Origin of the sequence: Streptomyces sp. NPDC001068 (genome assembly GCF_042897315.1) — a bacterium.
GTDB lineage: Bacteria > Actinomycetota > Actinomycetes > Streptomycetales > Streptomycetaceae > Streptomyces.
Genome location: NZ_JBIAYD010000006.1, coordinates 288,193 through 302,133, shown reverse-complemented (window position 1 = coordinate 302,133; position 13,941 = coordinate 288,193). Strand labels below are relative to the sequence as shown.

Genomic DNA, 13,941 nt, shown 5'->3' with positions numbered 1-13,941 from the left:
GATCCGGCTACTTCGCGGGCCAGGGGACCTGCGGGGAGCGGTAGTAGCCGATGCCGAGGGCGTCCCAGCGGGGCGCCTGCGCGGCGAGCCGCACCTTGTAGGCGTCCCAGTCGTGCGTGGCCGCCGGCGACCAGCCCAGCTCCGCCACCCCGGGCAGCCGCGGGAAGGCCATCACGTCGATGTCGGCACCGGTCACGAGGGTCTCGGACCACAGCGGCGCCTCGACCCCCCGGACCGCCGAACCCGGCGCGCCGGGCAGGTAGTCGCCCGGATCCCAGTCGTAGGAGCGCTTCACCTCCACCAGGCCGGCCCAGTCCTGGCCGAGCGGGGTGTCCTCGGTGTACTTCATGTCGAGGTAGACCCGGTCGGCGGGCGAGAGGATCAGCCCGGTGCCGTGCCGGGCGGCCTCGGCCACCTGGGCCTTCTCGTCGGCGCCGGTGTCGTCCAGCCCCCAGTACTGGGCGATCGCCCCCGGCACCGGGTGCGCGCCGGTCAGCTGGTGCCAGCCGATCACCTTCTTGCCGTACTTCGCGACGAGCGGCTGCACCCGGTCCATGAACGCCACGTAGTCCGCGTGGCTGGTGGAGTGCGCCTCGTCGCCGCCGATGTGCAGGTAGCGGCCCGGGGTGAGGGCGGCCAGTTCGCGGATGACGTCGTCCACGAAGTCGTACGTCACCTGCTTGGAGACGCACAGCGAGCTGAAGCCGACGTCCGTGCCGGTGTACAGCGGCGGTGCCACGCCGTCGCAGTTGAGGCCGGCGTAGGAGGCGAGGGCCGCGTTGGTGTGGCCGGGCATGTCGATCTCGGGGACGACTTCGAGGTAGCGGGAGGCGGCGTACCGGACGATCTCCCGGTACTGGGCCTTGGTGTAGTGGCCGCCCTGGCCGCCGCCGACCTCGGTGGAGCCGCCGTAGGTGGCCAGGCGGGGCCAGGAGTCGACTGCGATGCGCCAGCCCTGGTCGTCGCTGAGGTGCAGATGCAGTTCGTTTATCTTGTAGAGGGCCAGCTCGTCGATGTACCGCTCGACCTGGGCCACGGTGAAGAAGTGCCGGGAGACGTCGAGCATCGCGCCCCGGTAGGCGTAGCGGGGGCGGTCGGTGACGGTGCCGCCCGCGACCAGCCAGGGTCCGGGCTGCACGGTGTCCTTCTCGGCGGCGGCCGGGAGCAGTTGGCGCAGGGTCTGGACGCCGTGGAAGAGGCCGGCGGGTTCGGCGGCGGTGAGGGTGACGCCGTGCGGGCCGCTGTCGAGCCGGTAGCCCTCCGCCCCGAAGGGCCCCTTGGCCAGCCGGAGCCTGATGCCCGAGGTGCCGTGCGTGGTCAGGGGAAGCCGGTAGCCGGTCGCGGGGCGCAGCAGGTCCGCGAGGTACTCGCCGACCCGGCGGGCCTCGCGCGAGCCGTCGACGCGGATGACGGTGTCGCGGGTGATGCGGTACGGCGCTCCGCCGGCCCTCACCGACGCGGGCGCCGGGACGACCTGGCCGAGCGGCGAGGGGACGGGTTTCGGCGTGGCCGGGGTGGCGCCGACCGTGAAGGCGCCGGCCGCCGCGACCAGCAGCAGGGACCCGAGGAGGCGGGCCATACGGGGACTTCGGGGGGTACGGGGAGTCGTTCTGTGGTGCGGTCGCACATGCGCTCCCTTCGGCAGAACTCTGTGCAGGGGACTCGGCTGAGGATGCACCACCGGCCGGGATTGGTCGAGACCACCCGGCGCCACTTCCGGTGGAACAATCCCCCCATGGCGGAAATCATCCAGAGGGACGCCACCTGGGTCTTCGGCACGGACGCCCTGCGACTGACCCCCGGACGGGACAGGAACGTCAGTGTGCTGCGCCGTGCGCTGGGTGAACTCGCCGTGCCGTTGCTCGCGTTGGCGGGTGTCTCGTTCGAGCGGGGCCGCCGCTCGGGGCGGCTGCGGCTGCGGCTGCGGGACGGGGCGGATCCGCTGCCGCACGCCACCGGCGGCCGCCTCGCCGAAGCCCACGACCCCTTCCTGCTGACCGTGGAGCCGGACCGGTTCGGTGTCGCCGAGTACTTCACGGACGAGGTGCGCGACGCCCTGCTGCTGGCGCGGGTGCCGGGCACCGCGGTGACCGGGTACCTGCTGCCGGGGCCGTCGCTGCCGTTGTCGGTGTCCGCCGGGGACGGCACGGCCTCGTTCGACGGGGAGCGGGTGCGCCTGGAGTGGAACTGGAAGACGGAGGACGTGAAGGCCGCCGCCGGTCCCCGCACCCTGGCCCTGGCGGACATCCTGGGGGTGGAGTGGCAGCCCTCCGCCGGGCTGGAGAACGGCCATCTGCGGTTCCGGGTGCGTGGCGCCGCGACCGGGATGCGGGCCAAGTACGACCCGAACGCGGTGGAGCTGTGGGGGTTCGGACGGGATCCGCTGATGGCGCTGGTCGCCACGGCGGTGCAGGCGCGGCTGCCGCATCCGTCGACGGCCCTGCCCGGGCCGGCCCGGACGGACGGGGAGGCCGGGGCCGATCACGACGCGTTGCTGCGCCGGCTCCGGGAACTGGGTGAGCTGCGCCGCGAGGGGGTGCTCACGGAGGAGGAGTTCGCGAGCGCCAAACAGGCGGTGCTGAAGCGGATGTGAGAAGCGGAGAGCGGGTGGTCCCCCTACGGCCCGGGGACCACCCGCTCACCTTCCGACGGGTGTCACTTGGCCTTGCGCGCCACCGTGAAGTGGTCGATGCGGTCGCCGGTCTCGGCGATGCCCGACACCTTCAGCCTGGCGTACTGGCCGCGCGGCGCCGGCTCGACGTCCACGCGCAGGAACGAGTAGTTGAGGTAGCGGACCCGGGACCAGGTGACGGTCTCGTTGACCTTGCCGTCCTTGGTGTTGATGAAGGAGGCGACGGAGTCGACCTCGTTCAGGTGGCCCTCGTAGGAGTCCGGCGCGGTGAACGCGTACAGGCTGCGGCCCGCGGCGCCCGCCGTGACGTAGACGACGCCCTCGGTCTCGGAGTAGGCCGTCTCGCCGATCGGGAGCTTCTTGACGACCTTGTCGCCCTTGATGACGTCGGTGCGCTCGTACTGGTGGTTGTGGCCGTTGATGACCAGGTCCACCGTGTACTTCTCGAACAGCGGCACCCACTCCTGTCGCACGCCCCCCTCCGAGGCGTGCGCCGTGGAGGTGCAGTAGGCGCAGTGGTGGAAGAAGACGACGATGAAGTCGATGTCCTTCGAGGCGCGGAACTTCTTGAGCTGCCCCTCGAACCACTTGGTCTGGGTTCCGCCGGAGATGCCCAGGTTCGCCGGGATCTCGAAGGAGACGTCGTTCGGGTCCAGCGAGATGATCGCCGTGTTGCCGTGGACGAAGGAGTAGACGCCCGGCAGGTTCTTCTTGTCCGGCCCGTTGTCGGGCAGGGTGAAGCGGGCCTCCTCGCCGCCGTAGCCGTTCGGCGAGTACCAGGCCTCCATGTCGTGGTTGCCGAAGGAGACCATCCACGGCACCGACTTGGCGACCGACTCGGTCTGGGCCAGGAACTGGTCCCAGGTACGCGAGTCGAAGACCGTGTCCGAGGTCTTGCCCTGGCCGGCCGGGTCGCCGTAGGCGATGTCGCCGGCGTGCAGGTGGAAGCTGGGGTTCTGGCCGAGGATCAGGGCGTCGTTGGCCAGGGCGTGGTAGCTGACGCCCTGGTCGCCGAAGGCCGTGAACGTGAACGGCTCCTTGTTGCGGGGGGCGGTGGTGAAGGTGCCGATGGTGCTGGCGTACTGCGGGGCGGCCGGGTCGAAGCCCTCGTGGCCGACGCCGTAGAAGTACTGCCGGCCCGGCTTGAGGTTGGCCAGCTTGGCGTGCACGTAGTACTGGGTGTGGTCGCCGCTGGCGCCGACACCGGCCGGGGTGTAGAGGGCGCGGATCTCGGCCGGGATCTTCACCGAGAGGTGCGAGGCGTGGGTGCCGATCCGGACGAAGGGCTTCTTGACCGCGACCGGGACCTGCCAGGAGATCGTCATCTCCGTGCTGGCGTCGTTGCCGAAGGCCAGGTGGCGGCCGAACGGCGCCACGTAGGCGCCGTCGACGTACTGGGTGGCGGGGGCGGAGGACTGGGTGGGGACGGCAGCCTGGGCGGTGCCGCCCAGGACGAACGAGCCGCCCGTGACGGCGCCGACGGTCACGGCCCCGCCTCTGATCATGGAGCGCCGGGAGAACCTGGCGCGGAGGTACTCGTGCTGCTCGGCCATGCTCATGCGGTCGGCGAGCTCATCGGGTACGCCCATACGAGGAATGTCCATGGCGTCTGAAACTCGTCTCCACAAGCGACGTGGCGCAAGACACAGGATGGCCAGGCTGCGAACAGAGCCCCATAAGAGATTCAACAGGCCGCTGCCCGGAATCGGGCAGGATTCTTGCTAAACCGTCGCCTCGTACTCCAGGATCTACGGGTGCACGACGAACTGGTGGATCATCTGACGCGCTCCACGCCCCTGAGCCGGGGCGAGGCGCTGCGGGTGATACAGGACGTGCTCGCCTACTTCGACGAGACGGCCGGGGACTACGTCCGGCGCCGCCACCGCGAACTGCAGGCCGACGGCCTGGTGAACGCGGAGATCTTCGATCGGATCGAGGCGGATCTGAAGTACAGGGCGGTCGCCCCGCCGGAGCTCACCCTCCGGCAGCTGCGTCGCATGGTCTACGGCTGAGGGATACGGAACACCCATACATGTGCGGAATTGTCGGATACATCGGTAAGCGTGACGTGGCCCCCCTGCTCCTGGAGGGCCTGCAGCGGCTGGAATACCGCGGCTACGACTCGGCCGGCATCGTCGTCTCCTCGCCGAAGACGGCAGGCCTGAAGATGGTCAAGGCCAAGGGCCGGGTCCGGGACCTGGAGGCCAAGGTCCCGGCGCGCTTCAAGGGCACCACCGGCATCGCCCACACCCGCTGGGCCACCCATGGCGCCCCCTCCGACGTGAACGCCCACCCGCACATGTCGGGTGACCAGAAGGTCGCCGTCGTCCACAACGGCATCATCGACAACGCCGCCGACCTGCGCCGCAAGCTGGAGGCGGACGGCGTCGAGTTCCTCTCCGAGACCGACACCGAGGTCCTCGTCCACCTGATCGCCCGTTCCCAGGCGGAGACCCTTGAGGAGCGGGTCCGCCAGGCGCTGCGCCTGATCGAGGGCACCTACGGCATCGCCGTGATGCACGCCGACTTCCCCGAGCGCATCGTGGTGGCCCGCAACGGCTCCCCGGTCGTCCTCGGCATCGGCGACAAGGAGATGTTCGTCGCCTCCGACATCGCGGCCCTGGTCACCCACACCCGCCAGATAGTGACGCTGGACGACGGCGAGATGGCCACCCTCAAGGCCGACGACTTCCGCACGTACACCACCGAGGGCACCCGTACGACCGCCGAGCCGACCACCGTGGAGTGGGAGGCCGAGTCGTACGACATGGGCGGCCACGACACGTACATGCACAAGGAGATCTTCGAGCAGCCCGAGGCGGTCGACCGGGTGCTGCGCGGCCGCATCGACGACCGCTTCTCCACCGTGCACCTCGGCGGCCTCAACCTGGACGCCCGGGACGCGCGGGCCGTGCGCCGGGTGAAGATCCTCGGCTGCGGCACCTCGTACCACGCGGGCATGATCGGCGCCCAGATGATCGAGGAGCTGGCCCGGATCCCCGCGGACGCCGAGCCCGCCTCCGAGTTCCGCTACCGCAACCCGGTCGTCGACCCCGACACCCTCTACATCGCGGTCTCGCAGTCCGGTGAGACCTACGACGTCCTCGCCGCCGTCCAGGAGCTGAAGCGCAAGGGCGCGCGGGTGCTGGGCGTGGTGAACGTGGTCGGCTCGGCGATCGCCCGCGAGGCGGACGGCGGCATGTACGTGCACGCCGGGCCCGAGGTCTGCGTGGTCTCGACCAAGTGCTTCACGAACACGACGGTCGCCTTCGGCCTGCTCGCCCTGCACCTCGGCCGCATCCGGGACCTCTCGGTCCGCGACGGCAAGCGCATCATCGAGGGCCTGCGCAAGCTGCCGGCCCAGATCTCCGAGATCCTCGACCAGGAGGCGGAGATCGAGAAGCTGGCCCAGGAGTACGCCGACGCCCGCTCGATGCTCTTCATCGGCCGCGTCCGGGGCTACCCGGTGGCCCGCGAGGCCTCCCTGAAGCTCAAGGAGGTCTCCTACATCCACGCGGAGGCCTACCCGGCGTCCGAGCTCAAGCACGGCCCGCTGGCCCTGATCGAGCCGGCGCTCCCCACGGTGGCGATCGTCCCCGACGACGACCTGCTGGAGAAGAACCGCGCGGCCCTGGAGGAGATCAAGGCCCGCAGCGGCAAGATCCTGGCGGTGGCCCACCGCCACCAGGAGAAGGCGGACCGCACGGTCGTCGTCCCGAAGAACGAGGACGAACTCGACCCGATCCTGATGGGCATCCCCCTGCAACTCCTCGCCTACCACACGGCGAAGGCGCTCGGCCGCGACATCGACAAGCCGCGCAACCTCGCGAAGTCGGTGACGGTGGAGTAGGAGCGCGGGGAACGCAGGAACCGGGACTCCGCGTCGGGTCGCGTCCCCGGGTCAGAGGTCACCGGTGCCGTCGTACGGGTGCACGTCGTGATCCTGCTCGTCCGCCTCGTACCGGTCGGCGTCGTGCTGGTCGGCTTCGTACTGGTCGGCGTCGTACTGGTCGAGGGTGGGCCCGTGGGCTTCGTACTGGGTGTCGGGGTGCGCGAGCTGATCACTGATCAGATCCACCGCGACTTCGGCCAGTGACGCCGACTGGGCGATCCTCCGTGCGGCGGAGACGCGAGACCGCGCTTCGGTTCCGGCGGCCCTTGCGTCCCGCCAGGGAAAACCCGCGCTCGACAGCAGGATCACGAGGTACTCCACCGCGTTGCGCACCGCGTAGCGGCGCCACGCGTTCGGCTCGCGAACCGTGCCGTGGCCCCCGTCCCACTCCCGCTTGTGCTCGTCGGCGTGGTCCGAGATCCCCCGGATCACGAGGAGGTCCGCGGACTCGTTGCGGTAGGCCGCGAGCGCCGCTCCCCCGGCCTCCATGTCGAGTGCGACGAACTTGCGGTTCGCCTCGCGGATCCATCTCGCGAACGCACCGGCCGCCACCACCACATCGCCGGTGGCCACCGGTCCGACGTGCACCCGCGGCGGCACCGCCGCCGTGCCGCTGCCCGGCCGGCGGTCCACCGCGTTCTTCCGCCAGCGGTTGAGCGCGGCCTCGCCCGAGCTCAGCCAGCCGAAGTTGCGCACGTGGTCGATGAGCCGGGCGTTGGCGCGCCAGGACTCGGCGGCCCGCTCGAAGGTGACGCCCGACCCGCCGGCGGCCGGGACGACCTTCGCCTTGCGCAGGTGCTCCTGAATCTGGTCGGCCACCACCACGTCGCCCACACGGACATCACCGTCCAGGCCGGCGCCGGTCCCGATCACCACGAGCAGCGAGACCCCCAGCCGGTTGATCATCCGGTCCGCGGTCAGGGCGGCCTGGGCCTGGCCCATGTCCGACAACACACGGACGACCCCGGTGACGGAGCCCGCCGGCAGGTCGAAGCCGTGGTACTGGTCACCGTCCACGACCTCGGCCCGGGAAGGCCTCAGCGCTTCTCGAACGTACTCGAACTCCTCGCCGAGGGGCACGATCACCCCGACGCGACGCGCTTTCGCCATGGCACACTCCTGAAAGGGCCGTCAGAGGGTACGGACCGGCCGGCCCGCAGGCGAGCCCGGTCAGGTCAGGTCATCCGGCGCGGATCAGCCGAGTCGGCCGCGGAGGGTGGCCGCCGCCTGCATGACCTCCTCCGCGTCTCGCAGTCCCCGTTCCGCTTCGGCCAGTTGCTCGCGCCGTTCCTGCGGCGTCAGTCCTTCGGTCCGGAGCAGGTCCTCCTGGTCCTGTCGGATCTGCGCCGCCAGCTCGGTGAGCTCCCCGTCGATCAGCTTGACCAGGTTCGCCTTCGTCTCCCCGGCGCTCTTCAGCACGGCGGGGACCGCGGTGTTCCGGATCTCGTCGCAGACGATCCCGAGCGTGTCCAGCGCGCCCTGCAGGGTGCGCTTCATCTGCCGGGACTTCCGGTTGAACACGTGGAACACCCCGGCGCCGATGAGGAACGGCATCACGATGGGCGCGACCAGGGCAACGGCCGCCGCGTTCGCCAGCGCCGCGGCGCCGAGCGCGGTGACGCTGACCGCGACGACCCCGCCGGCCAGCACCCCGCGGAGGTCGTTGGGATCGGCCCGCCCGGCAAGGGCCTCGAAGTCGTCCGGCAGCCGGCTGAACACCGCCTGGGTCTCGGTCAGATGGCTCAGCGGGCCGTCCAGCTCGTCGTCGACGAACAACTGGCGTACACGAGCCACGCCGTTGGAGATCCGGTCCGTGGAAATGCGGTTCAGTTCGGCGAGCACGGAGTCGGGCAGCGTGAGCATTCCCTTGGTCTCCTCGACGATCTCCGCCGTCTTCATGTCCCGCAGACGGCGCCGGTAGTCGTCGCCGATCTCCTCGGCCCGCTTCCTCGCGTGACGCCTGACCTCCTCGGCGAGTTCCTTGTGGATGCCGTCCAGCACAGCCCGCCAGTGCGCTCCGTCGTTCGTCGTCCATTTCGCGACGCGTTCCGCCCGTTCCTCGATCAGCCGCTGCCCGGCGTCGCTCCCGGCGAGCATCTCGACCCGGTCGCGCAGGTGGTTGCGGGACTCCCGGGCCACGGACTCGACCAGACGCAGCAGGTTCCTTCGGTGCACGGTGTGGCCGCGCGCGACCACGTCGCCCAGAATCTCCAGCAGTTTCGGGACACCGGAGTTCTGGTGGAGCCGCGCGCTGACCGGGTCTGCGGGGTCGGCCGCGGCGCGCAGGGCGTTCAACGCGGAGACGGAGACGGCCTTCGTCCTGTTGAAGTAGGCAGCCAGTTCCCGGGCCTCGTCCGGATCCTGCAGCAGCTTCTCCCAGGCGTCCGCGGAGCGGAGACTTTTCATGTCGTCGGTCAGGTACTTGTCCGGGTCCGCCGCCAGGTCCCGTTGGCACTGCACGACGACGCACGTGTCGAGGTGGTGGACGGCCTCGGCGAGGAACGCCCGCTCCGTGGCGCTGATCGGCTCGCCCGGCTTGATCACGAATACCAGGGCATCGGCCTCGCCGAGCGCGGCCAGGGTCGCGTAGCGGTGTGCTGCCGACAGTCCGCCGACGCCGGGGGTGTCGATGAGTTCGAGGCCGCCGGCCAACGCCGGTGCGTCGATCCTGATCTCGACCGACGCGACCCGCGCCTGCGCACCGTGGCGACGGCGGACCAGGCGCTCCCCGACCACCGTCATGTAGGCGTCGATGTCCGGGCCTTCCAGCAGGATCTGTTCGAGCCCGGAGTCGGTGGCGACGTGCGCCCTGGCGATCAGTCTGCTGCCGTGGCCGAGCACGGTCCATGTCGCGGTCAGAGCGGCGGCCGCATCCGGCAGCAGACGGCGTCCGATCAGGGCGTTGATGAGGGTGGACTTTCCCCGGGACACCTCGCCGACCACCACGGTTCGGACCGTCGGTGTCTCCCGGCGGCGCACCAGCCGGTCGAGGACGTCCAGGGTGGGCCGCGCGGTGACGCCGTCGGCGAGCGAACGAACGCGCTCCACCAGATAGGTGATCTTCTCGTCGATCGGGTCGGGGCCGGTCGCGGTCGTGCTCATGACTCCTCCGGGGGTTCGAAGACGACGACGTATGCGGCCCGCAGCACCCGTCCCGACGCGGACGCGCCGGGCGAGCGGACCTCGGCCACGGTGTCCCAGCGGCTGCTGTCCTCCGTGCCCCGGCTTCCCACCCATTCGTGCTCGGGCGGCTCGAACGCTTCGCCGCGCAGGGGGCGTATCGCGGACACACCGGGGAGCAGCACGACGGCCTCGGCCAGTCGTCGGCTCAGCTCCTGGTTGGTGACGAGATCGGCCACGTCCAGGACTTCGGCGGCGGCGCGGAGGGCATCTCCGGAAGCCGGCCCGGCGGTCTGCCCGGCCGGCAGCTCGACGTCCTCGGGCGGGCCGGCGTCTTCCGGTCGGTCGATGCCCTCCGGCAGCTCGGTCTGCTCCGGCAGCTCGGTGTGCTCCGGCAGCTTCGCGCGCTGCGGCCGTCGCGGCTGCGGCGGCACCGCGCTTCCCGGAGGCGGCGACACCGCCGATCCGGGTGCCGCGTCCCGCTCCTGCGCAGGCGATTCACCGGCCGTCGGGGCGGGGCGGTCCCGAACCGGGGTTCGAGGTCCCCGGACCAGGTACCCGGCCAGGAAGCCCACGAGAGCACCGACGACGCACAACACGATGTCGACCATGGTGTCGTTCCTCATCATCCGGTCAGCTGCCGCACCGCGGCGGTGACGACTGTCCGGGCCACGTCGGCCGCCAGCACTCCCCGGGTTCCGGAATCGGTCCGGCGACGCCAGCGCTGAATCACGGCCGTCAGAGGCCCCGGGGGGTCATGGGGTTCACCGCGCAGCAGGGCGATCGCCCAGTCCCGGTCGGCGACCGGGATGTCGGCCAGCAGCGAGGTGCTGAGCATGAGTGCGGCCCGGCGCCATGGGAACGTCCTGAACTCCGCTCCGGTCCACAGCTTGTCGAGCCGCTCGTGCACCGTGGTCGCGCGCTCCGATCCACGCCGGTCCGCCCACCGCCGCAGCCGCTCGGTCGCGGCCGTCACGGTCAGCAGATCGGCGTCGTCGGCCAGTTCGGCGAGGACTCGCTCCAGACGCGACAGCCGGGAGACCCGTTCGCAGCAGGCCGACAGCGATGCCACGTCGAGCTCACCGCCGGCCGGAAGCTCCGACACCAGCCAGCCGAGACTCGGTATCAGGGCACGCAGGGGATCCAGGGCCCCGGCCGGCCGGCCGCGCGCACTCCACACCGGGCCCAGCTGAGCCCATCCGTTCTCCGCGAACCGACGCAGCTCGGGGTCACCGACGATTACGCGGACGAGGTCCACGTGCTCCTGCCGCACCCTCCCGCACCGGGCCACCATCGCGAGGTGCTGGCTCACCGCGACGCTGCGTACACACGCCTTGCGGATCAGCAACCGCCGCTCGGTCTTCGCGGCGGTTTCCTCGATGGTCGCCCGCCTCTCGACCGAGTCCTTGATCGCGGTCTCCGAGACCGTCTCCGCCTTGCCGCCGACGAGGACGACGTTGCCGAGATCGCCCGAGCCCAGGGCGATGAAGTCGGCGAGCCGTTCGACGTCCCCGGCGGCCGGCTCACCGACGACCAGGTAGACCAGCGCGGCAGCGGTGCCGCCCTCGTCGTGGCAGGCGGACAGCAGGTCGAGGGTGGAACGGTGTGCGCCGGAAGCCGTGTTGAGGCCGGGACTGTCGATCAGGACCAGCCGGTCGGCGAGCGGGAAGCCGGTCTCGACCGCTCGGTTCCCTCCCCCGAGCGGCGGCTGCCCCGCGAGATCCGGATGGCGGTACCAGGTCACCTCGGCCGTGGTCTCGCGGCGGTCCACGCCGGCCAACTCCCGCCCGAGCAGGGCGTTGACGAGTGTCGACTTGCCCGAGGAGACATAGCCCGCGACCATCACCCGCAACGGCTGCCGGCATTGTGCGGCGATGTCGGCCAGAAATCCCTCGCCTCGCAGTTCCTCCTGTTCCGCCAGACTCTCGGCCAGCGCGGCCAGCGACTCGGAGGCCGGGCCCGGTTGGGCGATCACCGCGGCGCACCGGCGAACGTCAGGACGGACACCTCGCCGCGCTCGTGCCGGGCGTAAGCCACCCCGGATCTTCCGTCGGCCAGCAACTCGACCGGGACGGAGGCGTGTTCGGCGTCCTTGAGGGCGTTCTGCACCCCGGTTCGCGCGTCCAGCGCCCGGTACAGCCTGACCTTCGAGTCGTACGTGACGAGCACAGGGAGGGATTCCACCCGGACCACGGCGAGGGCCGAGGCGACGAAGGCCTCGCGCTTCCAGACCGGGGTGAAGCGCTCGCTCGAGCAGTCGTAGCACTGTATGTCCCGGTCCGACGCCGTGAACACCAGCGACGCCTCCCCGGCGAGGGCGACAACGGGGAACGGGGCGGGCCCGGGAAGCTGGAGCACGTCCAGGATCTCGGCCGTTCCGGGATCGACGAGGGTGATCCGGTCGGCTCCCAGGGCCAGAAGGTACGGACGTGCCGTGAAGGCCAGCCGGTGCGCGGGGTGGCCGAGCCGCAGGTGTCTGCGGCGGGAGCCGACGAGCGACAGCACTCCGTCGGAGTCGGCCCATGCGACCAGGTCTCCGTGGGCGGCGGCTGCCACGACTTCGCCCGACAGCCCGGCGGAGCCGCTTTGCCAGTACGGTCGGCAGGACCGTAAGGGGCGGTCCTCGCCGAGGTACCAGACGCACGCGCTGCGGTCCCGCGCGACCGTGACCAGCCGGTCGCCGAACGGGTCGTAGCCCAGGGCTGCCACACCGTGCGGCCGGAGGAGCAGCCTGTCCTCGCGCGGGCGCCGGGTACTGCGGCGGACCAGTTCCGACGGGGCGTCGACAGACTGCTCACGCACACCGGGCATGGGTGTACCGACGACGAGTCCGCCCGGGATCGCGACCGCTCGCGACGCCCCGCCACCGGCCGTGAGCACGCCGTGTTCCAGGGTCACCGGCCGCCGGGCCTTGGCGTCGTTCCCTCCCCATGGCCGCGGCATGCCGGCCGCGCCGAGCGACACCGCCGCCGTGGCGGTGCCCGGCAGGTCCGACTCGTCCCAGGTGAGGTACTCGATGCCGGCCTCGTCGGCCAGCTCGGCAAGCGCGTCGTGGATGCTGGACAGCCGTGCCGCGCCGCCCGAGACGACCATCGTGCGCGGCCGTACGGTCCCGCCCTCGATCGCGCGCCGCACCCGGCCGGCGATCCGGTCGACCAGGTGTGCCGTGGCGTCGAAGAACTCGTCGCCGGCCACTTCGACCGCGATGTCTCCCCGCGCGAACACGGTCGCCCCGGTCTCGGCCGCCATCCGTTTCACCCGTTCCGCCTCGCGGGCGGCGAGATGCGGTAACTCGTCGCAGAACTCGGTGAACTCCGTCAGCAGCGCCGCGTCCCGCGGGTCGTCGGACAGCGTGGCCGCCACGAGTGCGAGGACCTCCCGGTCGAAGTCGTCCCCGCCCAGGTAGTTGTCGCCGTCGGCGTACCGGACGGTGATCCCTTCAGAGGGTTCGAGGTCGAGGACGGCGATGTCGAGTGTGGACGCCCCCACGTCCGCCACGAGCAAGGTACCCGTGGCGGGCCGGGCGGCCCGTATGTGCCAGCCGACGGCCTCCGCCTCGCTCACCAGTCCGGCGGGCCGCACCCCCGCCAGGGTCGCCGCTTCGAGGACGGCCGCGCGCTGGAACTCGCTCCAGCCCACCGGGTGGGTCAGCAGCAGCGGCACCTCCACACCGCCGGTCTCCTGGAGCACGGCCTGCCAGGCGTGGCCGATCACCGCCGCCGCGCATCGCACGAGCGGACGCAGGACCACCGTGTCGAACTCCACCTCCTGGTGGACGGGTTCGGTCTCATCGGGCCGGTTGATCCGTCTCTTCAACGCGGCCTGCATGCGGTGCGGGCGGCGTTGGGCGCTGGCGAGCGCACCGACGCCGGAGAGGAGTCGCCCGTTCCGGTGGAGGAACACCGCGCTGGAGGATTCCTGTGCTCCGTCGATGAGTACCGGCCTGGAGACGCCTCTCTCGAAGAGGGCGGCCTTCGTCGCCGAGGCTCCGAAATCGATGGCGGCGATCATTCAATACCCCCGGTCACGGACGGACTGAGCCGGACCGAGCCCCCCAGCCGCATTTTTCGTCAGGATGACGAAGACAGCAGATTTCAGGCTAGCCACGGGGGAAAGTTTCGGTCAATACGACTAAATGGGGATTACGTCCGCCCGCCTCATACTGCAGGGGACCGATCTCACCCCACAGCCGTGCGCCCACGCCGCACCGGGCCGGACAGCCGAACGGACCCCCGCGCGTGCCACCGAGCCACGCGGGGGTCCGTTCATTGGATCACCGGGGAAGCCCAACTCCCCG

General features: G+C 71.0%; 10 protein-coding genes. 3 read left to right on the top strand and 7 right to left on the bottom strand.

Annotated features, from left to right (window positions below; translation table 11 throughout):
• Nucleotides 1-7: 7 nt before the first annotated feature.
• Nucleotides 8-1,627: a family 20 glycosylhydrolase gene (locus ACFY3I_RS19000; protein WP_390861567.1), complete on the bottom strand. Its 1,620-nt coding sequence runs from the start codon at nucleotides 1,625-1,627 to the stop codon at nucleotides 8-10.
• Between the two features lie 108 nt (nucleotides 1,628-1,735).
• Between ACFY3I_RS19000 and ACFY3I_RS18995 the strand changes: the two genes are divergently transcribed.
• A complete protein-coding gene (locus ACFY3I_RS18995) occupies nucleotides 1,736-2,593 on the top strand; it encodes a DUF4429 domain-containing protein (protein WP_390861566.1) in 858 nt (285 codons plus the stop codon).
• 62 nt (nucleotides 2,594-2,655) lie between these two features.
• On the opposite strand, the gene ACFY3I_RS18990 is transcribed toward ACFY3I_RS18995, so the two are convergent.
• Nucleotides 2,656-4,221, bottom strand: coding sequence for a purple acid phosphatase family protein (locus ACFY3I_RS18990; RefSeq protein WP_390861565.1), 1,566 nt, complete (start codon nucleotides 4,219-4,221; stop codon nucleotides 2,656-2,658).
• Between the two features lie 165 nt (nucleotides 4,222-4,386).
• Between ACFY3I_RS18990 and ACFY3I_RS18985 the strand changes: the two genes are divergently transcribed.
• Both ACFY3I_RS18985 and glmS read left to right on the top strand, forming a co-directional pair.
• The gene (locus ACFY3I_RS18985; RefSeq protein ID WP_351323076.1) at nucleotides 4,387-4,644 is read left to right on the top strand and encodes a hypothetical protein; all 258 of its coding nucleotides are present in this window, start codon (nucleotides 4,387-4,389) and stop codon (nucleotides 4,642-4,644) included.
• 20 nt (nucleotides 4,645-4,664) lie between these two features.
• Nucleotides 4,665-6,482: a glutamine--fructose-6-phosphate transaminase (isomerizing) gene (gene glmS, locus ACFY3I_RS18980; RefSeq protein WP_390861564.1), complete on the top strand. Its 1,818-nt coding sequence runs from the start codon at nucleotides 4,665-4,667 to the stop codon at nucleotides 6,480-6,482.
• A gap of 51 nt (nucleotides 6,483-6,533) precedes the next feature.
• On the opposite strand, the gene ACFY3I_RS18975 is transcribed toward glmS, so the two are convergent.
• The 5 genes from ACFY3I_RS18975 to ACFY3I_RS18955 form a co-directional block, all read right to left on the bottom strand.
• Complete coding sequence (locus ACFY3I_RS18975; RefSeq protein ID WP_390861563.1) at nucleotides 6,534-7,634, bottom strand: hypothetical protein; 1,101 nt, start codon at nucleotides 7,632-7,634, stop codon at nucleotides 6,534-6,536.
• 84 nt (nucleotides 7,635-7,718) lie between these two features.
• Nucleotides 7,719-9,626 carry a dynamin family protein gene (locus tag ACFY3I_RS18970; RefSeq protein WP_390861562.1) on the bottom strand — a complete coding sequence of 636 codons (1,908 nt, stop codon included), beginning with the start codon at nucleotides 9,624-9,626 and terminating at the stop codon, nucleotides 7,719-7,721.
• Nucleotides 9,623-10,255: a nucleotide exchange factor GrpE gene (gene grpE, locus ACFY3I_RS18965; RefSeq protein WP_390861561.1), complete on the bottom strand. Its 633-nt coding sequence runs from the start codon at nucleotides 10,253-10,255 to the stop codon at nucleotides 9,623-9,625. The genes ACFY3I_RS18970 and grpE overlap by 4 nt, the downstream gene beginning before the upstream one ends.
• 14 nt (nucleotides 10,256-10,269) lie before the next feature.
• A complete protein-coding gene (locus tag ACFY3I_RS18960; protein WP_390861560.1) occupies nucleotides 10,270-11,619 on the bottom strand; it encodes a GTPase in 1,350 nt (449 codons plus the stop codon).
• Nucleotides 11,616-13,655, bottom strand: a complete 2,040-nt coding sequence (locus tag ACFY3I_RS18955) for an Hsp70 family protein (RefSeq protein ID WP_390861559.1) — start codon at nucleotides 13,653-13,655, stop codon at nucleotides 11,616-11,618. Before ACFY3I_RS18955 ends, ACFY3I_RS18960 begins: the two co-directional genes overlap by 4 nt.
• Nucleotides 13,656-13,941: the final 286 nt, after the last annotated feature.

Bases quoted from the DNA above. Each gene is read 5' to 3' on its own strand.
- ACFY3I_RS18995 (WP_390861566.1), top strand. From the start codon at position 1,736: ATGGCGGAAATCATCCAGAGGGACGCCACCTGGGTCTTCGGCACGGAC.
- ACFY3I_RS18990 (WP_390861565.1), bottom strand. From the start codon at position 4,221: ATGGGCGTACCCGATGAGCTCGCCGACCGCATGAGCATGGCCGAGCAG.
- glmS (WP_390861564.1), top strand. From the start codon at position 4,665: ATGTGCGGAATTGTCGGATACATCGGTAAGCGTGACGTGGCCCCCCTG.
- ACFY3I_RS18975 (WP_390861563.1), bottom strand. From the start codon at position 7,634: ATGGCGAAAGCGCGTCGCGTCGGGGTGATCGTGCCCCTCGGCGAGGAG.
- ACFY3I_RS18970 (WP_390861562.1), bottom strand. From the start codon at position 9,626: ATGAGCACGACCGCGACCGGCCCCGACCCGATCGACGAGAAGATCACC.
- grpE (WP_390861561.1), bottom strand. From the start codon at position 10,255: ATGGTCGACATCGTGTTGTGCGTCGTCGGTGCTCTCGTGGGCTTCCTG.
- ACFY3I_RS18955 (WP_390861559.1), bottom strand. From the start codon at position 13,655: ATGATCGCCGCCATCGATTTCGGAGCCTCGGCGACGAAGGCCGCCCTC.